The 25,283-nt window shown below is 73.2% G+C and carries 27 protein-coding genes, 1 tRNA gene and 2 pseudogenes; 16 read left to right on the top strand and 14 right to left on the bottom strand.

The genetic code is table 11. The features are described 5' to 3' along the window. Window positions 1-85: 85 nt before the first annotated feature. From QTQ03_RS12970 to QTQ03_RS12960, 3 genes are all read left to right on the top strand, one after another. Window positions 86-814, top strand: coding sequence for a lysophospholipid acyltransferase family protein (locus QTQ03_RS12970; protein WP_289278236.1), 729 nt, complete (start codon window positions 86-88; stop codon window positions 812-814). 244 nt (window positions 815-1,058) lie between these two features. Further along, window positions 1,059-1,769 (top strand): isochorismatase family protein, encoded by a 711-nt coding sequence (locus QTQ03_RS12965; protein WP_289278235.1) that lies wholly within the window; start codon window positions 1,059-1,061, stop codon window positions 1,767-1,769. Between the two features lie 4 nt (window positions 1,770-1,773). Further along, on the top strand, window positions 1,774-2,754 hold the full coding sequence (locus QTQ03_RS12960; protein ID WP_289278234.1) for a GlxA family transcriptional regulator: 981 nt from the start codon (window positions 1,774-1,776) through the stop codon (window positions 2,752-2,754). Here QTQ03_RS12960 and QTQ03_RS12955 read toward each other — a convergent pair. The 5 genes from QTQ03_RS12955 to QTQ03_RS12935 all read right to left on the bottom strand — a co-directional run bounded on the left by QTQ03_RS12955 (window position 2,636) and on the right by QTQ03_RS12935 (window position 7,028). After that, entirely contained in the window at window positions 2,636-3,352 is a 717-nt protein-coding gene (locus tag QTQ03_RS12955) for a hypothetical protein (protein WP_289278233.1), read from the bottom strand. The genes QTQ03_RS12960 and QTQ03_RS12955 overlap by 119 nt on opposite strands. Window positions 3,353-3,447: 95 nt before the next feature. Beyond that, a complete protein-coding gene (locus tag QTQ03_RS12950) occupies window positions 3,448-4,161 on the bottom strand; it encodes a response regulator transcription factor (RefSeq protein WP_289278232.1) in 714 nt (237 codons plus the stop codon). Beyond that, a complete protein-coding gene (locus QTQ03_RS12945) occupies window positions 4,134-5,324 on the bottom strand; it encodes a hypothetical protein (RefSeq protein ID WP_289278231.1) in 1,191 nt (396 codons plus the stop codon). Before QTQ03_RS12945 ends, QTQ03_RS12950 begins: the two co-directional genes overlap by 28 nt. Then, window positions 5,314-6,519 carry a sensor histidine kinase gene (locus QTQ03_RS12940; protein ID WP_289278230.1) on the bottom strand — a complete coding sequence of 402 codons (1,206 nt, stop codon included), beginning with the start codon at window positions 6,517-6,519 and terminating at the stop codon, window positions 5,314-5,316. The genes QTQ03_RS12945 and QTQ03_RS12940 overlap by 11 nt, the downstream gene beginning before the upstream one ends. A 119-nt stretch (window positions 6,520-6,638) precedes the next feature. After that, window positions 6,639-7,028: a VOC family protein gene (locus QTQ03_RS12935; RefSeq protein ID WP_289278229.1), complete on the bottom strand. Its 390-nt coding sequence runs from the start codon at window positions 7,026-7,028 to the stop codon at window positions 6,639-6,641. 207 nt (window positions 7,029-7,235) lie between these two features. Here QTQ03_RS12935 and QTQ03_RS12930 point away from each other — a divergent pair, with 207 nt between their 5' ends. Together QTQ03_RS12930 and QTQ03_RS12925 are read left to right on the top strand one after the other, a co-directional pair. Continuing rightward, window positions 7,236-7,373 (top strand): hypothetical protein, encoded by a 138-nt coding sequence (locus QTQ03_RS12930; protein ID WP_289278228.1) that lies wholly within the window; start codon window positions 7,236-7,238, stop codon window positions 7,371-7,373. Between the two features lie 105 nt (window positions 7,374-7,478). Beyond that, on the top strand, window positions 7,479-7,676 hold the full coding sequence (locus QTQ03_RS12925) for a hypothetical protein (protein WP_289278227.1): 198 nt from the start codon (window positions 7,479-7,481) through the stop codon (window positions 7,674-7,676). 7 nt (window positions 7,677-7,683) lie between these two features. On the opposite strand, the gene QTQ03_RS12920 is transcribed toward QTQ03_RS12925, so the two are convergent. Together QTQ03_RS12920 and QTQ03_RS12915 are read right to left on the bottom strand one after the other, a co-directional pair. Then, a complete protein-coding gene (locus QTQ03_RS12920) occupies window positions 7,684-8,580 on the bottom strand; it encodes an IS3 family transposase (protein WP_169600148.1) in 897 nt (298 codons plus the stop codon). Next, the gene (locus tag QTQ03_RS12915; RefSeq protein ID WP_502889683.1) at window positions 8,577-8,897 is read right to left on the bottom strand and encodes a transposase; all 321 of its coding nucleotides are present in this window, start codon (window positions 8,895-8,897) and stop codon (window positions 8,577-8,579) included. The genes QTQ03_RS12920 and QTQ03_RS12915 overlap by 4 nt, the downstream gene beginning before the upstream one ends. A gap of 302 nt (window positions 8,898-9,199) precedes the next feature. On the opposite strand from QTQ03_RS12915, the gene QTQ03_RS12910 reads away from it, so the two are divergent. The 3 genes from QTQ03_RS12910 to QTQ03_RS12900 all read left to right on the top strand — a co-directional run bounded on the left by QTQ03_RS12910 (window position 9,200) and on the right by QTQ03_RS12900 (window position 10,866). After that, a complete protein-coding gene (locus QTQ03_RS12910) occupies window positions 9,200-9,325 on the top strand; it encodes a hypothetical protein (protein ID WP_289278226.1) in 126 nt (41 codons plus the stop codon). Window positions 9,326-9,652: 327 nt separating this feature from the next. After that, on the top strand, window positions 9,653-9,973 hold the full coding sequence (locus QTQ03_RS12905; protein WP_502889683.1) for a transposase: 321 nt from the start codon (window positions 9,653-9,655) through the stop codon (window positions 9,971-9,973). Beyond that, window positions 9,970-10,866 (top strand): IS3 family transposase, encoded by an 897-nt coding sequence (locus QTQ03_RS12900; protein WP_169600148.1) that lies wholly within the window; start codon window positions 9,970-9,972, stop codon window positions 10,864-10,866. Before QTQ03_RS12905 ends, QTQ03_RS12900 begins: the two co-directional genes overlap by 4 nt. Window positions 10,867-10,908: 42 nt before the next feature. Here the strand turns inward: QTQ03_RS12900 and QTQ03_RS12895 are convergent. The 5 genes and pseudogenes from QTQ03_RS12895 to QTQ03_RS12875 form a co-directional block, all read right to left on the bottom strand. Further along, window positions 10,909-11,417: pseudogene (locus tag QTQ03_RS12895) on the bottom strand (Mur ligase family protein); the annotation flags it as partial. A gap of 324 nt (window positions 11,418-11,741) precedes the next feature. Beyond that, window positions 11,742-12,008, bottom strand: coding sequence for a hypothetical protein (locus QTQ03_RS12890; protein WP_289278225.1), 267 nt, complete (start codon window positions 12,006-12,008; stop codon window positions 11,742-11,744). A gap of 35 nt (window positions 12,009-12,043) precedes the next feature. Further along, window positions 12,044-12,116, bottom strand: a tRNA-Arg gene (locus tag QTQ03_RS12885). A 282-nt stretch (window positions 12,117-12,398) separates the two neighbouring features. After that, the gene (locus QTQ03_RS12880) at window positions 12,399-13,439 is read right to left on the bottom strand and encodes an alpha/beta hydrolase (RefSeq protein ID WP_289278224.1); all 1,041 of its coding nucleotides are present in this window, start codon (window positions 13,437-13,439) and stop codon (window positions 12,399-12,401) included. A 77-nt stretch (window positions 13,440-13,516) separates the two neighbouring features. Next, window positions 13,517-13,930 (bottom strand): HPF/RaiA family ribosome-associated protein, encoded by a 414-nt coding sequence (locus QTQ03_RS12875; protein WP_289278223.1) that lies wholly within the window; start codon window positions 13,928-13,930, stop codon window positions 13,517-13,519. A gap of 309 nt (window positions 13,931-14,239) precedes the next feature. On the opposite strand from QTQ03_RS12875, the gene QTQ03_RS12870 reads away from it, so the two are divergent. The 3 genes from QTQ03_RS12870 to QTQ03_RS12860 all read left to right on the top strand — a co-directional run bounded on the left by QTQ03_RS12870 (window position 14,240) and on the right by QTQ03_RS12860 (window position 18,163). Then, window positions 14,240-15,073: a single-stranded DNA-binding protein gene (locus QTQ03_RS12870; protein ID WP_289278222.1), complete on the top strand. Its 834-nt coding sequence runs from the start codon at window positions 14,240-14,242 to the stop codon at window positions 15,071-15,073. A 421-nt stretch (window positions 15,074-15,494) separates the two neighbouring features. After that, on the top strand, window positions 15,495-16,541 hold the full coding sequence (locus QTQ03_RS12865; RefSeq protein ID WP_289278221.1) for a cobalamin biosynthesis protein: 1,047 nt from the start codon (window positions 15,495-15,497) through the stop codon (window positions 16,539-16,541). Further along, entirely contained in the window at window positions 16,538-18,163 is a 1,626-nt protein-coding gene (locus QTQ03_RS12860; protein WP_289278220.1) for a cobyric acid synthase, read from the top strand. The genes QTQ03_RS12865 and QTQ03_RS12860 overlap by 4 nt, the downstream gene beginning before the upstream one ends. Before the next feature lie 60 nt (window positions 18,164-18,223). Here QTQ03_RS12860 and QTQ03_RS12855 read toward each other — a convergent pair whose 3' ends face one another. Next, window positions 18,224-18,625, bottom strand: coding sequence for a rhodanese-like domain-containing protein (locus tag QTQ03_RS12855; RefSeq protein WP_289280802.1), 402 nt, complete (start codon window positions 18,623-18,625; stop codon window positions 18,224-18,226). A gap of 24 nt (window positions 18,626-18,649) precedes the next feature. Between QTQ03_RS12855 and QTQ03_RS12850 the strand changes: the two are divergent. The 4 genes and pseudogenes from QTQ03_RS12850 to QTQ03_RS12835 form a co-directional block, all read left to right on the top strand. Beyond that, window positions 18,650-19,424 (top strand): annotated as a pseudogene (locus tag QTQ03_RS12850) (uridine kinase family protein); the annotation flags it as partial. Then, complete coding sequence (locus QTQ03_RS12845; protein WP_289280801.1) at window positions 19,417-20,769, top strand: dipeptidase; 1,353 nt, start codon at window positions 19,417-19,419, stop codon at window positions 20,767-20,769. The pseudogene QTQ03_RS12850 and the gene QTQ03_RS12845, both read left to right, overlap by 8 nt. A 173-nt stretch (window positions 20,770-20,942) precedes the next feature. Continuing rightward, window positions 20,943-21,149 (top strand): hypothetical protein, encoded by a 207-nt coding sequence (locus QTQ03_RS12840; protein ID WP_289278218.1) that lies wholly within the window; start codon window positions 20,943-20,945, stop codon window positions 21,147-21,149. Window positions 21,150-21,286: 137 nt separating this feature from the next. After that, window positions 21,287-22,879: an ATP-dependent DNA ligase gene (locus tag QTQ03_RS12835; protein ID WP_289278217.1), complete on the top strand. Its 1,593-nt coding sequence runs from the start codon at window positions 21,287-21,289 to the stop codon at window positions 22,877-22,879. 7 nt (window positions 22,880-22,886) lie between these two features. Here the strand turns inward: QTQ03_RS12835 and QTQ03_RS12830 are convergent, their stop codons facing one another. Further along, a complete protein-coding gene (locus tag QTQ03_RS12830; RefSeq protein ID WP_289278216.1) occupies window positions 22,887-23,705 on the bottom strand; it encodes an SURF1 family cytochrome oxidase biogenesis protein in 819 nt (272 codons plus the stop codon). 159 nt (window positions 23,706-23,864) lie between these two features. On the opposite strand from QTQ03_RS12830, the gene QTQ03_RS12825 reads away from it, so the two are divergent. After that, on the top strand, window positions 23,865-25,274 hold the full coding sequence (locus tag QTQ03_RS12825) for a cobyrinic acid a,c-diamide synthase CobB (protein ID WP_289278215.1): 1,410 nt from the start codon (window positions 23,865-23,867) through the stop codon (window positions 25,272-25,274). Window positions 25,275-25,283: the final 9 nt, after the last annotated feature.

Below are 25,283 nucleotides of genomic sequence, written 5' to 3'. Positions count from 1 at the left end.
GGTCGGACCAGGGCCCTTCCTTGCCCCGGGCACCAGGGGCCTCCGCCCCTACGGCCGCGTAGCTTGCCCAGGCTAAAGTTGCCGGATGCCGGAACTCGTGTATCCACCCGTGATCGCCGCCGCGAGGACGATGTTCCGGGTCCTCGACTTGAAGATCACTATCGAGGGTGCCCACCACGTTCCGCGTACCGGCGGGGCCGTGCTGGCCAGCAACCACGTCAGTTACCTGGACTTCATCTTCTGTGGGCTGGGCGCGCGCGGGTCGAAGCGCCTCGTCCGGTTCATGGCGAAGAAGTCGGTCTTCACGCACAAGATCTCCGGACCGCTGATGCGCGGGATGCGGCACATCCCGGTGGACCGGCGCGCCGGCGCCGGTTCGTACGCGGCGGCGGTGCGTGCCCTGAAACGCGGCGAGGTGGTCGGGGTGTTCCCGGAGGCCACCATCAGCCGGTCGTTCACCATCAAGGAGTTCAAGAGCGGAGCGACCCGGATGGCCTGCGCCGCCGGTGTGCCGGTGCTGCCGGTGGCCGTCTGGGGCACCCAGCGGCTGTGGACCAAGGGCCGCCCCCGCACGCTGACCCGGCGGCACACGCCGATCACCATCCTGGTGGGCGAACCGATGGACCCGGCCGCCTACCCGGACGCCAACGCGATGGCCGCCGACCTGAGAGTCCGGCTGAACGCACTGGTCGAGCGGGCCCAGCGCGAGTACCCGGAGCGCCCCGCCGGACCGGACGACGCCTGGTGGCTTCCCGCCCACCTCGGCGGCACCGCCCCCACCCCCACCGAAGCCGCCGCCCTGGACCGCGCCTGATCCGCCAGCCGCCTCGGGCCTACCCCTCTTTCGGGTCACTGCCGCAGGCCGCCGGGTTACCAACCCCACACACCCCGTGACCGTGCGGCTTCCGCCCGGCACCCGCGGCACGGCCGCGCGTCGACGGCCGATACCGGCCAGAAACGCAAGATCGCGGAGGTGAGGGCGGGCGGTGGCCGGATCGTTCCGCAGCGGGGCGGGATGGTGCCTCGTGGGGTGGCGCCCGGGTCGTCAGGATTCGGTCATGAGCAAAACCGCACTCGTTGTCATCGACGTCCAAGAGTCCTTCCGGCAGCACCCCCTCTGGGCGTACGCCTCGCAGCCGGACATCGTCGGCCAGGTCGACCGGCTGGTCACCGCGGCCCGGCAGCGCGGCGACCTGGTGGTCTGGGTCCTGCACGCCGAGCCCGGCAGCGGCGGCGTCTTCGACCCGGCCAGCGGTCACGTGCGACTGGTCGGCGGCCTCGCCCCCGACCCCGGCGAGCCGACGCTGGTCAAGACCTCCCACAACGCCTTCACCACCACCAACCTTCAGCAGTTGCTGACCCGGGCCGGCATCCGCGAGATCGTGGTCTGTGGGATCCGCACCGAGCAGTGCGTGGAGACCACCACTCGGGTCGGCTGCGACCTGGGGTACGAGATGACCTTCGTGACCGACGCGACGGTCACCTTCCCGACCCCGCACCGGGACCTGCCGGCGACCGCCACACCCGCGGAGATCCTCGCCGACTCACGGACCCTGTCGGCCAGCGAGATGACCGCCCGCACGGAGTACGCGCTCGCCGGCCGCTTCGCCACCGTCCGCACCGTCGCCGAGGTCACCGGCACCGCCCCGGCGCAGGCGGGTGACACCCCGGAATCAGGCACCGGCACCGTTTCGGTGCGGGCCGGCGGCGCGCTGGACGGGACCGACCCGGCCGGCGCGCGACCCGCCCCGGCGGGTGTGCGAAGCTGACGCCGTGGCCAGGGTCGTCTTCCTGCTCGTCCCGCAGCTGCATCTGCTGGACCTCGCCGGGCCGGCCCAGGTCTTCTCCACCGCCGCCGATCTCGGGTACGACTACCACCTGCACTACGTCGCCGACCGCGAGGTGGTGCCGACCGCGCAGGGTGTCCCGCTGGTGGCCGGGCGCGAGTGGCCCGAGCTGACCAGCGACGATCTGGTGGTCGTACCCGGATGGCGGTCCCGCGCGCACGGCCCCGCGGGGCCGGTCGGCCCCGACGACCTGCGCCGCCTGGCCGACCATCACGCGGCCGGCGGAACAGTGGCCAGCGTGTGCGCCGGGGCGTACGCCCTCGGCCGTGCCGGGCTGCTCGACGGCCGGCGCTGCACCACCCACCACGCGGTGCAGGAAGACCTGGCCCGCCGGCACCCGGCGGCGCGGGTGATCCGCGACGTGTTGTACGTCGTTGACGACCGGGTGATCACCTCGGCCGGCATCGCCAGTGGCATCGACGTGGCGCTGCACCTGACGGCCACCCGACACGGGCCTGCCACCGCCGCCCAGATCGCCCGCGCCCTGGTCGTGTACGCCCGGCGTAATGGCCACGAGCAGCAGGCCAGCGCGATGATGCGGCACCGGTCGCACCTCTGTGACGCGGTGCACCGGGTGCAGGACCTGATCGACACCCGGTACGACCGGCCATTGCCGCTGGCCGACCTCGCCGCTGAGGTGGGAGTGAGCGAGCGGACCCTGACCCGGCTGTTCCGCCGGACCACCGGATTGACCCCGCTCGGCTACCAACAGCTCCTGCGGGTGGAGCGCGCCGAGCACCTGATCGGGCACGGGACGACCGTCGAGTCGGCCGCCCGCGCCGTCGGGTTCACCGACGCCCGGATGCTGCGTCGGCTGCGGTCCCGGGCGACGTCCGGTCGGACCGGTCCGGCTGGTAGTAGTCCTCCCGGGAGCGGAACTCCACCGGCAGCGACCCGGGTAGGGTGATCCGTCGCTCGGCGGCGAGCGGGCCGGCGCCGGCGCGTGCCGCCAGTACGTCCCGTTCCGGCGGGGACAGGTCCACCAGCTCGGGGCGGCACAGCCGGAACGAGGCGACCGCCCGGCGGATCTGCCGGGCCAGGTCGATCACCCCGTCGAGATTCACGAGGGCGAGTGCCGGCTGGTGGATCGTGCGCAGTGCGTCGCAGACGACCAGCACCTGCCCCGGCCGGCCGGAGAAGGGCAGCAGGACCTCCAGCCGGGACGGCCACTGCCAGCGGATCTGGCCGCTGACCAGATTCGGCGGCCGGACGCCGCGCCGATGCCGTGGCGTACCCGCGCCCACGACCGAGAGCTGCGGACCGGTGCCGACGTACGCGAGCCGCCGGTCGGTGACGGTCACCGCGACCGTCCCCGGCAGAGTCCAACGCTGCCACGCCTCGGTCGGGCCAAGCAGGAAGCCCGCCGCGTGCAACCGGTGTCGCCCGAGCACCCGCTCGCCCGGCTCGGTCACCAGCTCGTGCCGCCGGTCCAGCACGGGACCGGAGTCGTCCGCCGCGTCGAAACGGTGTGGGGCGATGAAGAAGGGGGACGCGTTATCGTGCATCGTCACGAACTCCCGTGCGGACAGCGGTGGGGCTGCCGGACCACCCCTGGGTCTGCTAGCTTCGCCGATCTCCACCGTCGCTGTCATGACACCCGTTAGGGGGTCGGCCGGTTGGACGACGCCTCCGACCGGTAGGTGCCGATCTCCTCTGGCCGGACGAGGCCGTCCTCAATCGCGCGGGCGAGCAGGGCCGCCTTCGTGGCGGCCGGCCGCCCCGCCCGGGTGTACTTGATCCGCGCCCGGTCGACGTACTGCTTGACCGTGTGTTCGCTGATCCGCATCCGCCGGGCCACCGACGCCTTCGACATCGACTGGAACCACAGCAGCAGCGCCTCCCGCTCCTTGTCGGACAGCGCCGGCCGGTCCGGCCGGGGATCGCCGAGCATCGCCCCGGCCAACGCCGGTGGCACGTACGGCCGGTCACTCGCGGCGGCCAGCACGGTCGCCACACAGTGCTCTCGGCCCTCGTGCTTGGCGAGGAACGCCGCCGCCCCGGCGTCGAGCGCGGCGAGCATCGTCGCCGGGTCGGTGTGCTCGGAGTAGACCACCACCCGCCGGCCCGTCGCGCCCAAACCGACGAGCCTGTCCAGCGCCATCCGGCCGTGCAGCCGCAGGTCCAGCAGGACGACGTCGGCGTGCGGCGCCTTGCGTAGCACCTCGTCCGGGTCGTCCCCGGTGGCGACCACCGCCAACCGCGGCTCGGTGGCGAGCCAGGCCCGTACCCCGTCGATGACCACCGGGTGGTCGTCGACGATGGCCACCCCGACCGGCCGCTGCGGGTTCACCGCCGCCACCGGGTCTGCGTCCATCTGATCTCCCCGTCCCGTTCGTCGAGGTACTCCACCCGACCGTTGTCCTCGCCCAGCCTCGGTCCGCCGGCCGGTTCCGGCGGACCGGTGTCCCCGCGGTCCGGCGTGACCAGGCTGACCACCACCTCGTCCGGCTCGGCCACCACGGTCAACCTCGCCCAGTCCCGGGCCCCGGTCAGGGTCGCGGTCAGCGGGTCGGCCAGCTGTCGGCGGGTCTCCACCGGCAGCGGCGGTGGCGCGCCGATGGTCACCAGGTCGATCGGTAGGCCGTTCCGCTCGGCCAGGTCGGCCGAGGCTCGCAGCTCGTGCAACAGCGGGTCGGGCACGTCGTCGGACTCGGCGATGAGCCGTCGCAGCCGCGCTGCCGCCAGGACGCACCTCCGCTGCACGTCCGGGTCCGCCGGGTCGGCCCGGCCGTCGGCCAGCTCCGCGAGGACCTCCCCGGCGGTGGCGCCGGCGAGAGCCAGCCGCTTCCGTCGCTCCCGCCGGGCCCACTCGGCCGCCCTTCGCTCGGCCACCGACGCGTACGTGGCGGCGGCGGTCGCCGCCCGCTGCCGGGCCAACGCGGCGATGGCCGTGCTGCCGGCGAAGACCGCCACCGGCAGCGAGGAGACGCCGTAGACGTACATGGCGTAGCGGGCGAGATCGGCGGGGGCGGTCAAGCCGTGCGTGAACAGAGCCACAAGTGCGATCACCGCGTGCGCGCAGAGCACGGCCAGCAGCCCGGCCAGCCGTCGGCCCCACAGCGCCAGGACGAAGAACCAGCCGAGCGTGCCCCACACCCAGTTGGCGTTGGTGAACAGGTGCTCTGCCCGGACCGCGGCGAACACCACCGCGTCGACCGCCAGCAGCGACCCGGCCAGCCACCAGGCGGGCAGTGGCGCGCCACGCAGCAGCCGCACGCCGGCCACCACACCGGTCACCGCCACGAGCAGCCAGGCGCCGAGGACCACCGTTGGCTCGGCGAGTTCGCCGCCGACGGCCTCCACCGCTGGCAGCCCGATCGTGGTGTGCCAGGCCAGCGCGATGACCACCGCCACGATCCGAGCACCCTGGTCCGACGCACGCGCCACGGCCGCCGCGTAGTCCGCACCGGGCGGGCCCGTCGCCGCGGTGTGCGGTGCCACCGGCGTCGTCCGGAGCGGGGCGAGGTCAGTGGACATCCGACCACTCCAACCGGATGCGGGTGCCGGCACCGGGACGGGAACGGACCTCCACCCGTCCGCCCACACTCGCCATTCGGCCCCGCACCGACTCGCGCAGCCCGTGCCGGTGTGCCGGGACGGCGGCCGGGTCGAAGCCGGGACCGTCGTCGACCAGTTCGATCACGATGGTGCCGGCGGTCGGTGCCAGGCGCAGCGTGGCAGCCGCGCCGGCGGCGTGGCGAGCCACGTTGGACAGCGCCGCATGGGCGCTCTCCGCCATCGCCTCGGCCACCGGCGCCGGCACCGAGCACGGCGCGAGTTCCGTGGTGACGGCCAGCTCCGGCAGCCGCGCGAGCACCGCCCGCAGCCGGGCCTCCAGCGCGACCGGGCCGTCCGGCGCCGACCGCGCGTCCGCCAGCGCGGAGAGGGTACGCAGGTCGGCGGCACACCGTTCGCGCAGCGCGGAACCCGTCCCGGCGCCCAGACCGACCATCGTGAGCGTCGCCAGGACGGTGTCGTGCAGGTCCCGGTTCTGCTGCCGCTCGGCCTCCCGGGTGGTGCGTGCGACCAGGTTCTCTGCGGCGAGTCGTTGATGGTCGGCGAAGTCCCGGTCGGCGCGCGACAGCCGGCGACGCATCACCGCCGCCAACACCGCCGCACAGCCGGTCTGCACAAGCAGTGTCGCGGCGTGCGCCGCCGCCTCCCGCGCGTTGCCGGCGGTGTGCGCGCCGGTCGCGTAGGCGGCGGCGACCAGCATGCCGGCCGGAATCGACCAGCGGGCCGGCGCGGTGACCTGCGCGTTGATCACCGTGGTGCTGGCCAGCACGGCGGTCCAGCTCACCTCGCCCGGCAGCACCTCCGGCGCGACCAGCACCGGGATCGCCAGGCAGGCCGCCACGGTCAGCGCAACGTCGCCTGCCACGAGCGCACCGCTGACGCCCTTCCGCAGGGCGTACCAGGCGTACCAGATCGCCCACGCCGTCAGTACCGCGACGGCGGGCAGCAGCACCGCGGGCGCCACCGGTGGTGTCCGGACCGACACCGCCACCACCGCGCCCACCACCCCGTAGGTGAGCCGGAGTAATGCCGGGGTGGTGGTGAAGATGAGGGCCAGGGCGCCACCACCCGGCGTGCCCAGCATGCCGGGTGGTTCGGTCGTGGTGAGTGGTTCGGTCGTGGTGAGGGGCGCGGTTGGGGCGGGTACGGCCGGCATCGGGGGAGGCGTCCTTCCGAAACGACCCGATCCGGGCCCGCACGGCAGAAATCGACGCCGAAGAATAACACGTGGAAGGCGTCGCGATCACCCTGGGTGCACGCCGTGTTGCCGATCCGTCAGCCGCGCGGCTGGATCAGGTCCCACCGGTTGCCGTACAGGTCCTCGAAGACGGCGACCGACCCGTAGGGCTCGTGCCGCGGCTCCTCCCGGAACCGCACCCCGGCCGCACTCATCCGGGCACGGTCGGCGGCGAAGTCCTCGGTGTGCAGGAACAGCCCCACACGCCCACCGGTCTGGTCCCCGACCCGCGCCAGTTGCTCCGCGGTCGACGCGCGGGCGAGTAGCAGCGCCGTCTCCCGCGCGCCCCGCGGCCGGACCACCACCCAACGCGAGCCGTCCGGGCGGGGCGTGTCCTCGACCAACTCGAAGCCGAGCCGCTCCGTGTAGAAGGTGATTGCGTCGTCGTACTCGCGCACCATCAGCGCGATCAGTCCCAGATGTGCCATCCGGCCATCATGCCGCCTGCCCAGGTGCGAGCCGGGCCGCCGTCAACGGGTGTGAGCCCGCACCGAGCACCGCCGGGTCGCGTCCCATCAGCGCCGCACAGCCTGGCCGTGCCGACTTCTGTCGGCGGGTGGGTCTAGCGTCCGTGGCACACGAAGCCGATCCGGGGAGAATAATCCGGGGAGAGAGCAATCCGGGGGAGAGAGACAGTGACCACTCTGGAGGGTGCTCCACCGCCGGCGCAGGTCATCGCCCACACCAACCTGTACTGGACGTACCAAACGGCTCCGGGTCGTGCGGCCGGCACGGTGACGACGGCGGACGTCGAGTTCGGCTGCGGATCCTGACATGATCCGGTTGCCGGGAAGCGGCGTCGGCGCGGTCGCTCGGCCCGCCGACGCCGCGGGTGAAGCGGACCACATGAGATCCGGTGGCCGCGCCGGGGAGGTCAGATGGAGACATGGCGTTACACGGCCGCTGGCCTGATGAGCCTGACCATGGGCCTCGTGGGTGTCGCCCTGACCACCAATTTTCGCGGTGTGACGGAGTGGCACGTACGGCGGTCGATGGCCAGCGCGAGCGTGCTACGGCGCGTTCCGCCGTGGCGCTGGCTACTGGGGTTGACCCGGTTTGACGGACAGGGTCGGTAAGTTGATCTCACGCTACCTTGCTCGTTGGCCTGCGGGAATAGGCCGTCGCCTCATACTCGGCCGGGCTCATGTAGTCCAGGGTGGAATGGCGGCGGCGGGTGTTGTACCACCCCTCGATCCACTCGAAGATCGCCGCACGGGCGGCGGCCCGGGTCGGCCACGCCCTCCGGTCGAGCAGTTCGGTCTTGATCGTGGCGAAGAACGACTCCGCGACGGCGTTGTCCCAGCACTGACCCCGCCCACCAACCGACAACCGCACCCCGTTGCGGTCGGCCAGCCGGGCGTACTGCGCACTCGTGTACTGGCAACCCCGGTCGCTGTGGAAGATCACCGGCCCGGTCGGGCGTCGGACGGCGATCGCGTTGGACAACGCCTGAGCGGGCAGATCGGTCCGTAGGTGGTCGGCGGTCGCCCAGCCCACAACCCGGCGTGAGGCGATGTCGATGACGGTGGCGAGGTACAGCCAGCCCTCCCACGTGTGGATGTAGGTGATGTCGCCGCACCAGCGGGTGTCGACCCGGCCGGCGGCGACGTCGAAGTCCCGGCGGATCAGGTCCGCCGACAACGCCGCCCCCGGGTCGGGCACGGTCGTGGTGCGCCACCGCTTCGGCGTGCGGCCGCACAACCCGGCGCCCCGCATCAGCCGGGCGACCCGCTTGCCGGAGTGCCGCCGCCCCTGGGCGGCGAGTTCGGCGCGGACCCGGGGTGCGCCGTAGGTGCCGGCCGAGTCGGCGTGGATCTGCGCGATGCGGGCGGCGAGGTCTGCGTCGTCGCGTTCCCGCCGCGACGGCCCGGCACGGTGCTGGTAGTAGGCGGACCGGGAGACCTCCAGCAGCTCACAGGAACGCTTCACGTTCCCGTCGGGCCGCGCCTTCTCCGCCTCGATGAACGGGTACACGTTCACCGGGTCTCCCTCACGAAGAAAGCCGTGGCCCGTTTCAGGATGTCGACGTCCTCGCGGAGCCGGCGGTTCTCCCGCCGCAGCCGCGCCAGCTCGTCGCGCTCGTCGCTGGTCAACCCGTCGCTGCGGGTGCCGGCGTCGATGTCGGCCTGCCTGACCCACTCACGGACCGCGGTCTCGGTCAGGTCGAAGTCCCTCACGACCTGCGCCACCGATCGGTCACCCCGCCGGCACACCTCGACGATCTCCGCCTTGAACTCCGGCGTGAACGCTCTGCGCGGCCGGCGTGGTTTCTTGCCCATGCCTTCCATGATGAACATCCTCCCGAGGAGCACACAGCCCCTCTGAGCTGGGATGTCCGTCAAACCGGGTCAGGCCCACTACCGGATGCCCAGTACGACAAGCGTGCGGCGCGTTTTGGTCTGCTGGGACGGGTGATTGGCGTGGGCTTCGTTGCGGTTGGCCTCACGTTCTTGATCGTTCTCGGGTACCTCATCGTGTCCGATGAGCCGATGCCGGCGAGCCGATGAGGAGGCCGCCGGCGTCTGGTTGTGCCGCGAACGAGACTGCCCGGTGCACCTCGGCCGCGCTCAGCTCTGCGCCGCACAAAGCCGATGGTGCGGTGGGCGCCGCTGCGGAGGGCGGCCTGCCGAGCCAGTCACCGTGGAACCGCGACGCGGGCGCACGGCAGCTCGCCGAGCACATCTCGGCGTGGCTGTCGGAGACCTCAGCCCGTCCACTCGACTGACGACTTCGAAGACCGCGGAGCCCTGCCCCGAAACCCGGCCCTCCGCGGAGATCCGCTCCCCTGGCAGCCGGGTTGTAGGTTCTCTCGGTCGCCCGCCACGTAGCTGCATGGCGGCGGATCGGGAGGCTTCTGTGGGTGTTCTGTACGACTACTTCCGCGCTACTGACGACGAGGCTGTCGCAAAGCTGATGGCCGCTACCGATGGCGGCCCTGTTTTGCGGGAAGATTCCCCCGTCGCGGATGCCGTGGACGGCAAGGGGATCGATCTGGGCCTGACCCGGTTTGACGGACATCCCAGCTCAGAGGGGCTGTGTGCTCCTCGGGAGGATGTTCATCATGGAAGGCATGGGCAAGAAACCACGCCGGCCGCGCAGAGCGTTCACGCCGGAGTTCAAGGCGGAGATCGTCGAGGTGTGCCGGCGGGGTGACCGATCGGTGGCGCAGGTCGTGAGGGACTTCGACCTGACCGAGACCGCGGTCCGTGAGTGGGTCAGGCAGGCCGACATCGACGCCGGCACCCGCAGCGACGGGTTGACCAGCGACGAGCGCGACGAGCTGGCGCGGCTGCGGCGGGAGAACCGCCGGCTCCGCGAGGACGTCGACATCCTGAAACGGGCCACGGCTTTCTTCGTGAGGGAGACCCGGTGAACGTGTACCCGTTCATCGAGGCGGAGAAGGCGCGGCCCGACGGGAACGTGAAGCGTTCCTGTGAGCTGCTGGAGGTCTCCCGGTCCGCCTACTACCAGCACCGTGCCGGGCCGTCGCGGCGGGAACGCGACGACGCAGACCTCGCCGCCCGCATCGCGCAGATCCACGCCGACTCGGCCGGCACCTACGGCGCACCCCGGGTCCGCGCCGAACTCGCCGCCCAGGGGCGGCGGCACTCCGGCAAGCGGGTCGCCCGGCTGATGCGGGGCGCCGGGTTGTGCGGCCGCACGCCGAAGCGGTGGCGCACCACGACCGTGCCCGACCCGGGGGCGGCGTTGTCGGCGGACCTGATCCGCCGGGACTTCGACGTCGCCGCCGGCCGGGTCGACACCCGCTGGTGCGGCGACATCACCTACATCCACACGTGGGAGGGCTGGCTGTACCTCGCCACCGTCATCGACATCGCCTCACGCCGGGTTGTGGGCTGGGCGACCGCCGACCACCTACGGACCGATCTGCCCGCTCAGGCGTTGTCCAACGCGATCGCCGTCCGACGCCCGACCGGGCCGGTGATCTTCCACAGCGACCGGGGTTGCCAGTACACGAGTGCGCAGTACGCCCGGCTGGCCGACCGCAACGGGGTGCGGTTGTCGGTTGGTGGGCGGGGTCAGTGCTGGGACAACGCCGTCGCGGAGTCGTTCTTCGCCACGATCAAGACCGAACTGCTCGACCGGAGGGCGTGGCCGACCCGGGCCGCCGCCCGTGCGGCGATCTTCGAGTGGATCGAGGGGTGGTACAACACCCGCCGCCGCCATTCCACCCTGGACTACATGAGCCCGGCCGAGTATGAGGCGACGGCCTATTCCCGCAGGCCAACGAGCAAGGTAGCGTGAGATCAACTTACCGACCCTGTCCGTCAAACCGGGTCAACCCCAGATGCGGGTCAGGTAGGCCACGTGCCCGATGCCACGTGCGCCCATCTCCAACACCAGATAGCGGGTGTTGGCGGTGGCGCGGGTGACCGTGTACGGCAACCCAAGCTCGTTGTTGTTCGACGCCCGGTTGGCCACCGTGGCACCCCACGTCGGCAGCACCTGGGCAAGGACGTCCTTGGTCGACGTCTTGCCCACCGAGCCGGTCACCCCGATCACGGTGGTCTGCGGCAGCCGGTCCACCACTGCGCGGGCAAGGCGGCCGTAGGCGGTGGGTACGTCCTCGACGACCACCGCCGGCACGCCAACCGGCCGCGAGGCCAGCACCGCCGCCGCCCCGGCCTCGATCGCCTCGGCGGCGTAGTCGTGCCCATCGACGCGCTCACCGGGCAGCGCCACGTACATCCCGCCGGCCTCGACGCACCGGCTACGACTGGTGCGGTCACGGTGACGCCCTGCGTAGCGTCGTGGACGGTTCCGCCGACGACGGTCGTGATCTCTTGCAGGGTCATCGGAAGCACGTGATGAACCTACCGTGCGCGGTGAGCGGAGCGAGGGCCGTAGCCGGATCGTGGGTGTCTGTCCGTTGGTAGCTGCTGGCAACAGCCCAACTGGTACGAGGCCAACTGTCGCTAGCGCTACTGGCGCTAAATTGACGTACCGCATTTCGCCTGTCCGCCGCCGGACCATGTGCGGGTCGGGTCGGGTCGGGTCGCGGTGGTGTTGTGCTGCGGGTACATGGGCCGGCGTGGTCGTTGGTGTTCCGGGTGTCTCCGGTGGTGCGGCCGATCCTGGTGTGCGTGGACGGGCTGGCGGATCACTGCTTGATTCTGGATTCAGGAGACGGCGCAGGGACGGGACCTGGTGCGCGGGTCAGTGGCGCGGGTGGTGGAGGAAGGGTCCCGGCACGGGTGGGGCGGGGACAAGAGTGCGGAGCCGGCGGCGTCGGTGTAGTCGTGCGGCCGCCCGTGGCGCGGTTCGCACAGGCCGAGGTCGGCGGCGACGTCCTTGAGTCGTTCCCGGCGGATGTAGGTGCGACGGACGAGTTCGGCGTTGGTGGTGTCGATGCGCCCGCTGGCTGCTCCGGCGGCGGAGCGTTGCAATCAGCAAACAGCAGGTCAAGCCTGCTGCGTGAGAGCGCGCCCGGCAGGATTCGAACCTGCGGCCTTGGGATTAGAAGTCCCCTGCTCTATCCGCTGAGCTACGGGCGCGTGCGGTCAATCGTCGCGGGAGAAGGGTACCGCCGGGCCCCCGGTCGGCGGAGGATCGGGTGCCGGCTTCGTCGACGGTGCAGTCCTGCCACGGGTAGCTGTCGCACGCCACCCGGTTTGGGGTGGGTGCTCCCCGGCGAGTGGGATGGGTGCCCGGTGGCGGCCTCCGACCGCATTTGGGCGGCGGGTCGGCGTCTCGCCGGCTGTTCGGCGCCGGCCGGCCGCCGCCGACCCGCGGGCGACGTGGACTGTCCGCGCCGCGACGGCACCGTCGTCGAGGGGTCACCCCTGCGCGGCGGTCTCGGCCTCGGTGGGTGGACGGAGGGCCGGGACCCGTGCTTCCGGAGCCGTGGGCGCGTCGTCGACGATCGTCGGGCCGGCGCCGAGGAACGCGTCGGTCCACCGCCCCACCTCGGCGAAGACCTGATCGCGGACGGTCAGGCCGGAGAGGGTCAGGTCGTGCAGCCCGTTGTCGAAGCGGGCCAGGGTGACGTGCCGCCCCAGCCGGGGCGCCCAGCGGACGATGTGCTCCACGTCCAGCACGGCGTCGGCGAGTGAGGCCGCGTCCCGCCACCTCAGCCCCCTGAAGCTGCGCGTCGAGGCGGCGACCAGAACCGGCACCGGGATGTCCAGCCCGCCGCGTAGCTGCTGCTGGCCGCGGCGGATGGCGGCCAGCCACCCGGCCCGCACCGGGAATCCGGCGAGTGGCTTCCAGGCCAGGTCGTAGCTCCACTCCCCGCGGTGGTCGGCGTGGATGCTCTCGCCGTACACCGTGCCGAGGCCGGGGCGGACGACGCGCTTGGGCGCGCTGTGGGCCAGGCGCGCGATGGCCGCCGCGCCGGGTCGCCGCAGCACCCAGGGGAGATTGAGGTCGAAGAAGGGGCTGTTGAGAAAGAGCCCGTCGACGAGGCCGGCGTTGCGCCGGGCGTGTGCCCAGAGCGAGATGATCAGGCCGCCGGTGGAGTGGCCCATGCCGAGCACGATGTCGTGTCCGTCGTCAGCACGGATGATCTTTGCGGCGGCGTCCAGCTCCGGGAAGTACTCGGCGAGGTCGAGGCAGAAGTTCGGGGTCTGGTGCGGCAGCAGGCTGCGCCCGTATTTGCGTAGGTCCAGCGCGTAGAAGTCCCAGCCCCGGTTGGCGAAGAAGTCGGCCAGGTGAGTCTGGAAGAAGTAGTCGACGTAGCCGTGCACGTAGAGCACGGCACGGCCGGTGGGCCGGTCGGCGCGGCGACGGACCAGGGTCGCCACCACCGGGCCCTCGTCGTCGGTGCCCAGGTCGATCGTCTGCCGCTCGTAGGGCGGCCCCAGCACGTCTGGTTCCACGACAGCGACGGTACGCCCGTAAGCTACCCGGCGGTAGCCCTCCTCCGTCCCGGGGCGGCCGGAGGAGGGCCGAGCGTTCAGATCGTCTCGGTGCCGGCGGTGTCGTCCCCCGCGACCTGCTGGCCCTCCTGCTGCGACCCGGTGTCGCGCAGGTGCTTGTTGTGCCGGGGTTCCTGCCGGGTCTTCGCGTCGTTCAGGCGGCGCCGCAGGTCGTCCCGGACGTCGTTGAGCGCGGCGTGCAGGTCCTCCTCGGCGGAGGTGGTGACGATCTTCTGCCGCCCGGCGACCCAGCATTCCAGGGTCACCTTCTGGCCCTTGGCGGCGCGGTCCTTCACCGACACCTCCAATTCGGTGGCGTCGGCGTGGAAACCGGCCAGCCGGGCATCGAGCGTGGCGAACTGTTCGGCGATCCAGGCCCGGTCGCCCTGCGAGAAGCCCGCCCCGACGCGTAGGCACTCGGCGACGGTGGCCGGGTTGGTCACGGCGCTCATCGCCGCACCTGCCCGATGCCGGTGGTGGTCGTCGTCATGATCGCTCAGCCTTTCGTTCGGGTTGCTCTGCCGTTGGTCAAAGCCATACCCAACGGCTTCCGGTCCGGAACGTGTTCGATGTTGCCGCTGACCTGCGGCCTCATTCCAGGGTCGGACGTCCTAGCACACCGGGACCTTGATCAGGTTGTTGTCCACCGGGCGCATCGCCGTCCACAGGGCGGCGCGCGGGGTCGCGGCAGGCGGTCCCGGCGGGACAGGCTCGGTGCCGAGTCGACTCGCGGAAGGCAAGCCCGATCCCTTGGAGGGACGATGTTCGACACCTACGTGACGATCGTGGGCAACGTGCTCACCAGGCCCGAATGGCGGCGCACCACCCAGAGCCAGACCCTGGTGGCCAACTTCAAGGTCGCCTCGACCGCCCGTCGGCTGGATCGCGACAGCGGCCGTTGGGTCGACGGCAACAGCCTGCGGCTCCGGGTGAACTGTTGGCGCAAGCTCGCCGAGGGCGTGTCCGCCTCGGTGATGGTCGGCGACCCGGTGATCGTGTGCGGGCGACTCTACACCCGTGACTGGACCGACGACGCCGGCAACCATCGCACCCTCTACGAGTTGGAGGCGGTCGCGGTCGGGCATGACCTGTCCCGGGGGCGGGGTCGGTTCCTACGCAACCGCCCGACGACCGCGACCGGCGCCGTGGGGGGCGTCGAGGCGGGGCAGCGGGTGCATGACGAACCGACCGAGCAGGTGCCGACCGTCGCTGCCCCGGCGCCGCCAGACGACCGACCGCTCGACGAGGACTTCGAGCTGCCCGGGTTCGCGCGGATCGGAGCGGGTGCGGTGACCGGCGACTCGGCGGGACCGCTGAGTGGTCCGCTGCGCCACCCTGCGCCCGGGGACGGTGACATCGACCCGGAGGCCGACGGTCTCGGCCCGATCGATGGACCCGGTCGCGACGACGAACCGCCGTCGAGCGCGGCCTCGGACGCGGAACCGGGCGGGCAGACCGACCAGGTCGGTGATCCGGAGCGGGCCCACGATCTGGAGCAGATCGGCGATCCGGAGCCGGTCGGGGAAGCTGAGGCCGGGCCGAGACGCGGCGGACGGGGCCGGCAGACCCGCCGCAGGGTGCCCACGCCGGTCTGATGCCGACGCCGGTCTGATCAGGTCCTTGCTCCGGGCGGGCCCGGCTCCGGCTGGGCCCCGACACCGGTCTCGGCGGGCCCGGTCCGGGGCTGGTCGGCGTGGCCAGGCGGTGGAGGGGCCCGGCGGTGGTGCGACGGGGGTGGGGTGGTGGTGTGGCGCCGTCACCCCACGCGTCGGCCGCCGGGGTGTGGTCACCACCAGGACGGGCGTGTTCACCACCAAGATCGGATACGGTGCGTTGGCCGCCGTAGCGGCGTGCCGGGTCGGCGATCCATATCTCATCCTCGCAAGGCAAGACGGGCAGCGGTCGGCGTGTGCCAGGAGGGACAGTGGTCGGCGGTGCCGGGGCGTTCGGAGTGGGCGGCGGGCGGGAGGTGAGGGGGTGGGGCTCGGTTAGGCTGGCGCGCCGGAGGTGATGCCGGTGCGGCAGGCGACGGCGGTGGCGACGGCGGCGGGTCTCGTCGCGGGATACGCGCTGGACGCGCTGGTGGGCGACCCGCGCCGGTGGCACCCGGTGGCCGGGTTCGGACGCGCGGCCGGTGCCCTGGAGCGGCGGATGTACCGGCCCGACCGGGCCGCCGGTGCGGCCTACACGGCGGTGGCGGTGGGCGCGCCGGTGCTGCTGGGTGCGGCGGCCACGGTCGCCACCCGGGGACGGCCATGGACCCGAGCCGTCCTGGTGGCCGCCGGCACGTGGACGGTGCTGGGCGGGCGTACGCTCCGGCAGGAGTCCGCGGTGATGGGCCGGGCGCTGCGCCGCGGTGACCTGCCGGCGGCCCGGCAGCGCCTCGGTCACCTCTGCGGGCGGGACCCGTCAGCGCTGGACGAACCCGAACTGGCCCGCGCCACCGTCGAGTCGGTTGCCGAGAACACCTCTGACGCGGTCGTCGCCCCGCTGCTCTGGGGTGCGGTCGCCGGGCTGCCCGGTCTGCTCGGGTACCGCGCGACGAACACCCTCGACGCCATGGTCGGCCACCGCGCGCCCCGGTACGCCCGGTTCGGCACACCCGCCGCCCGCCTCGACGACCTGCTCAACCTCGTACCATCCCGGTTGACCGGGCTGCTGACGGTCGCCGTCGCACCCGTCGTGCACGGCGACCCGGAGCGGGCCTGGCGGATCTGGCACCGTGACCGAAACGACCATCCCAGTCCCAACGCCGGGCAGTGCGAGGCAGCCATGGCCGGGACACTGGGTGTCCGCCTCGGGGGGCACAACGTCTACTTCGGCCGCTCCGAGGTGCGCCCCTTCCTCGGGGACGGGCCGCGTCCGGATGCCCGGCACCTTCCCCGGGCGGCCCGGGTCTCCGGTGCCGTCGGGCTCGCCGCGCTCGGGGTCGCGGCGGCCTACCCGCTGACGGTCGGCCGCCTGGTCGGTGCCGCCGTCCGCCGGATCACGGCGGGGCTCGGCGTCCGGAGTCGGCGGCGGCCTGCCGCCGTCCGCGCGACCGGCGGGGGGAGTGGGCGGTGAGCGGCGGGCTGCTGGTGGCCGGCACCACCTCCGACGCCGGCAAGAGTGTCGTCACCGCCGGCATCTGCCGCTGGCTGCACCGGCGGGGCGTGCGGGTGGCGCCGTTCAAGGCGCAGAACATGTCCAACAACTCGGCCGTTGTGGTCGGCGCGGACGGGCGGGGTGGGGAGATCGGGCGGGCGCAGGCGATGCAGGCGGCGGCCTGCGGGCTCGCGCCGGACCTGCGGTTCAATCCCGTGCTGCTCAAGCCGGGCAGTGACCTGGCAAGCCAGGTGGTGCTGCTCGGGGAGGCGGTCGACACCATCACCGCAGGCTCCTTCCGGCAGCTGCGGCCCCGGCTCGCCGAGACCGCGTACACGGCGCTAGCCGAGCTGCGGGCGGCTTACGACGTGGTGGTCTGCGAGGGCGCGGGCAGCCCCGCGGAGATCAACCTGCGGGCTGGCGACTACGTCAACATGGGGCTGGCCCGGCACGCCAACCTGCCCACGGTCGTTGTCGGCGACATCGACCGGGGTGGGGTGTTCGCCTCGATGTTCGGCACGGTCGCCCTGCTGGAACCGGCTGACCAGGCTTTGGTCGCCGGCTTCGTCATCAACAAGTTCCGGGGTGACCGCGGCCTGCTCCGGCCCGGTCTGGACATGCTGCGCCAGGTCACCGGGCGGCCCACCTACGGGGTGCTGCCCTGGTCACTCGACCTCTGGCTGGACGCGGAGGACTCACTCGCGTATGGGCGGGTGCTGGGCCGCCCGGCCGCTCCGCGCGGCACCCAGTGGCTGGACGTCGCGGTGGTCCGGTTGCCCCGGATCAGCAACGCCACCGACGTCGAGGCGCTCGCGACCGAGCCGGGCGTGCGGGTCCGGCTGACCGTGGAACCGGCTGAGCTGGCCGCGGCCGACCTGGTCGTCCTGCCCGGCTCGAAGTCGACCGTGGCGGATCTCGCCTGGCTGCGGGAGACCGGGCTCGCCGACGCTGTGCTGACCCACGCTGCCGCCGGTAGGCCGCTACTCGGCGTCTGCGGCGGGTTTCAGATGCTGGCGCGGACGATCAACGACGCGGTGGAGAGTCGGCGGGGCAGCGTACCCGGCCTCGGCCTGCTGCCGATCGAGGTCACCTTCGACCCGCGCAAGACCGTCCGGCAGGTGGCCGGAACGGCGTGGGGGGACGTCCCGGTCCACGGCTACGAGATCCACCACGGGCACGTCTCGTTCGCCGACTCCGGCCTCGCTCCGCTGCTGGCGTACGCGGACGGCGTCGGGGAGGGCGCGGTGGCCGGTGCGGTGTACGGGACGCACTGGCACGGTGCCTTCGAGTCCGACGACTTCCGGCGCCGGTTCCTGACCGAGGCGGCCCGGCAGGCCGGACGCGACGGCTTCCGGGTCGCCCCGGACACCTCGTTCGCCGCCGCCCGGGAACGTTCGCTGGACCTGCTGGGCGACCTGGTCGAGGAGCACCTGGACACCGACGCCCTGTGGCGCCTGGTCGAGTGCGGCCCGCCGGCCGACCTCCCGTTCCTCCCGCCCGGCGCGCCCACCGGCTGGCCGTCGGAGGCGGTGCTCGATCCCGTTCCCGCGGCAGCGGGGGCGCCCGGCCAGGGTGATCCGGCCGTGCCGGCGGCGCGGTGAGGTTCCTGTCCCCGACCCCGCGGCGGGTGGGAGGAGGATGTCGGCGTTGGTGAGCGACGGTCAGGAGCGGACGTCGGCGGGGCGGTCGGACATCGGTAGCCCCGCCTCCCGCCATCCGTCCACCCCACCGATGACGTCGGTGGCCCGGTGCAGGCCGAGCGCGCGCAGGCTGGCCACCGCCAGGCTGGAGCTGTAGCCCTGCCGGCACATCACCACGACCTCCAGGTCGTACCCGGTGGCCTCGGCGATCCGCCAGGCGCTCGCCGGGTCGAGTCGCCACTCCAGGACGGTGCGGTCGATCACGATCGCGCCCGGCAGGTCCCCCTGCTCCCGGCGTTGCACGTCGGTGCGTGTGTCGATCAGCAGCGCCCCGGCCCGGACCGCCTCGACGGCCTGGTGTGGGTTCAGCCGGCGCACTCCGGCGCGGGCCTGTTCCAGCAGGGCGTCGACGCCCGGACTCATCACGCTGTGGGACACGAGCCGATCATGCCGCCCGGCCCGGCGCCGTGCCGGCCGAACAGTGCGGCTGCCCGCCATGACCGCCCGAACGGGCGACGCGCCGGCGCCGACCGCTACGGTCGGCGCGTGGTGGTGGCGGTGATGGAGGCGTACGCCCAGCTGGCGCGCCAGGTGTGGGCGGCCCCCGCGCGGTTGGGGTGGACCCGGCTGGTGGCCGTCGACGGGCCCAGCGGCGCGGGTAAGAGCTGGTTCGCGGCGTGCCTCGCGGACGCCCTCGCCGCGCTGCCGGGTGGCTCCCGGCCACCGGTGGTGCACACCGACGATCTGCTCGACGGCTGGGACGACCAGTTCACGTTCTGGCCGCGGCTGGAGGAGTGTGTGCTGGCGCCGTTGCGGGAGGGGCGGGCGGGGGAGTACCGACGGTACAGCTGGGTGCGACGCGCGTTCCTGTCCCGTCCGGTCCCGGTGCCGGTGGCGCCGGTCCTCCTGGTGGAGGGGGTCAGCGTGGCCCGTGCCGCCGCCGCCCCCGACCTCAGCCTCGCCGCGTTCGTCACCGCCCCGCCGCACCTTCGGCTCACCCGGGCGGTCGCCCGGGACGGTCCGGGGATCCTCCCCGACCTGCGCCGCTGGCACGCTGGCGAGCGGGCCCACTTCGCCGCCGACGGCACACAGACGCGGGCGGACCTGGTGGTCGACGGGGCGCCTGGGCTGCCCCACGACCGGTCCCGCTACTACCTGCGCCGGTCGCCGGTCGGCAACGCGGGAATACGATGCCGGGCATGACCACAACGATCATGTCCGAGTCCGACCTGCGGGCCGCCGTCGAGCGGGAACTGCCCGGTGTCCGCGCCGACCTGGAACGCCTCGTCCGTATCCCGGGCGTCGCGTTCGAGGGCTTCGACCACTCGCACGTGGAGCGCTCCGCTGAGGCGGTCGCCGAACTGCTGCGCGGCTGCGGCCTCGATGTGAAGCTGGTGCGTTCCGGCGGCCAGCCGGCGGTGATCGGGACGAAGGCCGCTCCGCCCGGCGCACCGACGGTGCTGCTCTACGCCCACCACGACGTGCAGCCGGTCGGTGATCTGTCGCTGTGGGAGTCGGACCCGTTCGAGCCGGTGGAGCGGGACGGCCGCCTCTACGGGCGCGGCGCCGCCGACGACAAGGCCGGCATCATGGCGCACGTGGCGGCGCTGCGCGCGTTCGGCGACGCGCTGCCGGTCGGTGTCGTGCTGTTCGTCGAGGGCGAGGAGGAGTACGGGTCCGACTCCCTGGAGGCGTTGCTGGCGGCGCATCGGGACGAGATCGCCTCGGACGTCATCGTGATCGCCGACTCCGGCAACTGGGACATCGGCGTACCGGCGCTGACCACGTCGCTGCGCGGCATCGTGAACTGCTTCGTCGAGGTCCGTACGCTCGACCACGCCGTGCACAGCGGCATGTTCGGCGGCGCGGTGCCGGACGCGCTCACCGCTTTGGTCCGGCTGCTCGCCACGCTGCACGACGACGCCGGGAACGTGACCGTCGACGGGTTGGTGGGCCGGGAGGGCGCCACCGTGGACTACCCGGAGGATCGGTTCCGCGCCGAGGCGGGTCTGGCCGAGAGCGTGCAGTTCATCGGCACCGGCCGGATCACCGACCGACTGTGGACCAAGCCCGCCCTGTCGGTGCTCGGCGTTGACGCGCCGGCCACCGGCGAGGCACCGAACGCTCTGGTCCCGACTGCGAAGGCCAAACTGAGCGTGCGGCTCGCGCCGGGCGACGACGCCAAGCGGGCGTACGTGGCGCTGCGCACCCATCTGGAGAAGCACGCCCCGTGGGGCGCCGGGGTGACGCTGACCTTCGAGCACGACGGTGAACCGTGCGTGATCGACGCGACCGGACCGATGTTCGACGCGGCCCGCTCCGCGTTCCGTACCGCGTGGGACGGCACCGACCCGGTGGACATCGGCATCGGCGGATCCATTCCGTTCATCGCCACCTTTCAGGAGATGTTCCCGCAGGCCGCGATCTTGGTGACCGGTGTGGAGGATCCGCACGCCCGGGCGCACGGCCCGAACGAGAGCCTGCACCTCGGCGAGTTCGCGCGGGTGTGCCTCGCCGAGGCGCTGCTGCTGCGCAACGTGGCCCGGACGGGGCGCGGGTTGGGCTAGGCGGTGGTGTGCCTCGGTCGGTCTCGCCGTTGTCCGGTCCCGGACGAGGGGACGTGCTGGCCTCCCGGTCGGCCCGGCGACGCGGCGTCCGGCTTGGTGTCGGAACCGTAACTTCCCGGTTCATCTGGGAGTTTGCGGTGTGTCGGGCGCGGGGCTGTTATAGCCTTTCGTACATGAGTACGAACGAGGTGATGACCCGCCTGGAAGCCGCCGTCAGCGCGCTGGGGGACGTCGACGTCTCCGCGTGGCCCGAGGACACGCTCAGGGAGCAGCTCGGCGAGCTCTCCGCCGCTCTGGTCGCGCTCGACTCGGTGCTGTCCCGGGTCGCCGACGAGGTGCGCGCCCGCGGCCTGCGCATCGAGGAGCCCGTCTCGGCCTGACCGGCGCGGCGCGCGGCGCCGGACACCCGCCGGCCCTGGGGCGGCCCGCCCGTCGCGCCCTCGCGTCCGGCGGCCCGGAGCGGGCCCGACCAGCCCGGGCACGGTTTTGCCGGGTGGCGTCGGGGGCGGCTGGCAGGATGGAGTCCGTGCGGTTCCTGGACCTGGCAGCCACCTCCGCGGCCGTCGCCGCGGTCAGCAGCCGGCGGGCCAAGGTGGAGCTGCTCGCCGACGCGCTGCGGCGTCTGCACCCGGACGAGGTGGCGGCCGGTGCCGGCTATCTCGCCGGTGAGCTGCGGCAGCGGCAGACCGGTGTCGGCTGGGCAAGTCTGCGTGACCTGCCGCCGCCGGCGGCGACACCGACGTTGACGGTGGCCGCGGTGGACGCGGCAGTCGACGGCATTTCCTCGGTGCGTGGAGTGGGCGCCCAGGCGCGCCGCCGAGCACTGTTGCACACGCTCTACGGCTCGGCCACGACCGAGGAGCAGCGCCTGTTGACCGCGTTGTTCGGCGGAGAGCTGCGCCAGGGCGCCCAGGCGGGTCTGCTCGCCGACGCGGTGGCCCGGGCGGCGGAGGTGCCAGGCCCGACGGTCCGCCGGGCGCTGCTGCTCGCCGGCGATCTGCGCGTGGTCGCGGTGGCCGCGCTCGACGGCGGAGCGACGGCGCTGGCCGCGTTCGGCCTGCGGGTCGGGCGTCCGTTGGCGCCGATGCTGGCACAGAGCGCGTCGTCGGTCGACGAGGCGCTCACCGCCACCGGCGTGCCGGCGGTGGTCGACGTCAAGCTCGACGGTATCCGTGTCCAGGTGCACCGGTCGGGGCAGGACATCGCCGTCTTCACCCGCAGCCTCGACGACATCACCGCCCGGGTGCCGGAGGTGGTGGCCGCGGTGCGCGCGTTGCCCGCTCGCGAGCTGGTGCTCGACGGCGAGGCCATCGGCCTGGACGCCACCGGCCGTCCGCTGCCGTTCCAGCAGACCTCAAGCCGCGCGGCCCGCCGCACCACACCCAGCACCACCGGGGGCGCACCGGTCGCCCCGGCCGTGCGCGCCGCCGCCGAGACGACCGGCGAGGCGGTGCTCACGCCGTACTTCTTCGACCTGCTGCACCTCGACGGTGCGGATCTGATCGACCGCCCGGGCCGGGAGCGGTGGTCCGCGCTGGCCGCCGCGGTCGACCAGCAGTTGCTGGTCGGTCGGCTGGAGGTCGACGGCCCGGAGCAGGCGGGTGCGGCGTTCGCCGCCGCGCTCGACGCCGGGCAGGAGGGTGTCGTGGTGAAGGACCCCGACGCGCCGTACGACGCCGGTCGTCGAGGCGCCGCCTGGGTCAAGGTCAAGCCACGGCACACCCTGGACCTGGTGGTGCTCGCGGTCGAGTGGGGCAGCGGCCGGCGGCAGGGCTGGCTGTCGAACCTGCACCTGGGCGCGCGCGACCCGCGCACCGAGGAGTTCGTCATGCTCGGTAAGACGTTCAAGGGGCTCACCGACGAGCTGCTGCGCTGGCAGACGGAACGTTTCCTCGGCCTGGCCGTGGAGAAGGGTGACTGGGTGGTGCGGGTCCGTCCCGAGCAGGTGGTCGAGGTCGCCTTCGACGGCGTGCAAGCCAGCTCCCGCTACCCGGGTGGGATGGCGCTGCGCTTCGCCCGGGTCTTGCGGTACCGGGACGACAAGACGGCGGCCGACGCGGACACGATCGACGCCGTCCGGGCGATCCACGCCGGCCACGTCGCCGGCTGAGGGCGGGTCAGGCCGGAGCGCTCTCGGCCGCGCGGTCGGTGGGGCGCTCGGCCAACCCGCCAACCCGCCGGCGGGCCTCCCGGCGGGCGAAGAAGCCGTAGCCGAACAGGGTCATCCCCGCGAAGATCCACCACTGGACGACGTATCCGAAGCTCTGCCAGTTGTTGGTGTACCCGACCGGGATCGCGGTGAAGGCCGGGTCGGCCGCCGGCGTCTGCTCGTCGAGCAGCACGTACCCGCCGTGCACCGGATAGGGCAGCTCGCGGGCCAGCCGCGGCAGGTCGATCCGGCGGGTCTCCAGCTTGCCGTGGCGCCGGTTGACCGGAACCGAGCCTCCCTCGCCGGTGCGGACCCGGCCCGTCACGGTCACCTCACCGGCGGGTGCCGGGGGCACGACCGGTTGGGCGGTCGCGTCACCGCCGGGGGCCGGCGGGATCCAGCCCCGGTCGACCAGTACGGCCGTGCCGTCGGTGAGGACCAGCGGGGTCAGTATCTCGAAGCCGACCGTCCGGTCCACCGAGCGGCCCCGGACCAGGACCACGTTCGACTGGTCGTACCGGCCGGTCACGGTGACCTTTGTCCAGGTCTCCTCGTCGGCGGGCGGTGGCCCCACGCGGCCCGCGCCCCCGGCTGGGGCCGCCACCGCGTCGCGCAGCGGCACCGGCGTCATCCGCAGGCCGGCGTCGATGCGTTCGTTGATCTCCGTGCGGTCGTGGTACCGGTCCAGCTGCCAGTTGCCCAGCAGCACCATCGCCGCAGCCACGACCAGGGTCAGCGCGAGCGCGCCCAGCCAGCGCGGCGTCAGGAGGAACCGGTACACGACCACGAGGTTACCCGGATGACCCGGGCCGCCGGTCCGGGCGACCCCGGCTCGGCGCGGCCGGCGGGTCCGGTGCCGTTCCCCGGCCGGCCCGGTCCGCTATCGTCACGCAGGACCGCGCCGTCGGTCCACCCCGCGTACCCGCCGCCCGCGAGGGAGCCGATGATGACCGTCCTGCCGCGTCTGGTGCTCAGCGCGCCGTCTTCCGGGCATGGGACGAACCTGCTGGCGATCGGGGTGCTCGCCGCGCTCGCCGACCGGGATCTGCCGGTCGCCGGCTTCAAGGTCGGGCCGGATCGGGTCGACAGCGCGTACCTCGGGCTCGCCGCCGGGCGGCCAGGGCGCACGCTGGACCCGCGGCTGGTCGGCGCGGACCGGATCGCCCCGCTGTTCGCCCACGGGGCCGCCGGCGCTGGGCTCGCCGTGGTCCAGGGCAGCATGGGGCTGTACGACTCGCTGACCGGCCGGCCGGAGAGCGAGTCGACCGCGGCGGTCGCCACCGCGCTGCGCAGCCCGGTCGTGCTGGTGGTCGACGTGGCCGCGATGGGGCAGTCGGTGGCTGCCCTGGTGCACGGTTTCCGGGCGTACGACGAGCAGCTCTGGCTGGCTGGCGTGATCCTCAACCGGGTCGGCTCCGAGCGGCACGAGGAGCTGCTGCGCGACGCGTTGGACGACGTCGGCGTACCGGTCTACGGCGCGTTGCGGCGGCAGGACCTGCCGCCGATCCTGCCGGCCCGGCGGTACGGGACGGTGCCGGTGGTCACCGCCTCCGCCGAGGCCGACCGGGCGGTTCGTCGGCTCGGTGAGGCGGTGGCCGCGACCGTCGACCTGGACCGGCTGCTGGCGCTCGCCCGCTCCGCCCCGCCGTTGACGGCGCCACCCTGGTCGCCGGAGACCGAGCCGGCGGCCGTCCCGGAGCCGCCGTCCCCGTCGCCCGGCGAGCGACCGCTGATCGTGGTCGCCGGTGGTGCCGGCGCCAGCTACAGCCACCCCGAGACGGCGGAGCTGTTGCGGGCGGCCGGTGCCGAGGTGGTGACGGTGGATCCGCTGCACGACGAGACGTTGCCGGTCGGCACCCGGGCACTGGTCATCGGGGGTGGCCTGCCCGAGTCGTACGCCGAGCGGCTGTCGGCCAACCGTCGACTCTGCATCGCCGTGGCCGAGCTGGCCCGCACCGACCGTCCGGTCGTCGCCGAGGGCGCCGGCCTGCTGTGGCTGGCCCGGGAGTTGGACGGCATGCCGATGTGCGGGGTGCTGGACGCGGTCGGCCGGGGACGGGACGGCCTGGTGGTGGGGTACCGCACCGCGACCGCCGGCGCCGACAGTGTCGTCGCGGCGACCGGCGCGACGGTGACCGGGCACAAGGAGCACCGGGCGGTGCTCACGCCCCGGGCTGGGCAGCGGCCGGCGTGGAGTTGGGCGGGCGGTGCGCCCGAGGGTTTCGTCTGGCGAGGGGTGCACGCCTCGCAGCTCACGCTGCACTGGGCCGGGTACCCGGGGCTGGCCTCCCGGCTGGTCGCGGCGGCCGTGCGGGTGGCGCCGGCGGATGCCCGGGCCGGTGGGGTTCCCGCGTGATCGGCGGGA

This window comes from Micromonospora sp. WMMA1363 (assembly GCF_030345795.1).
In the GTDB taxonomy this organism is placed as follows: Bacteria; Actinomycetota; Actinomycetes; order Mycobacteriales; family Micromonosporaceae; genus Micromonospora.
Note: the sequence above shows the minus strand (reverse complement) of the source record. Positions and strands in the feature narration are given on the sequence as shown.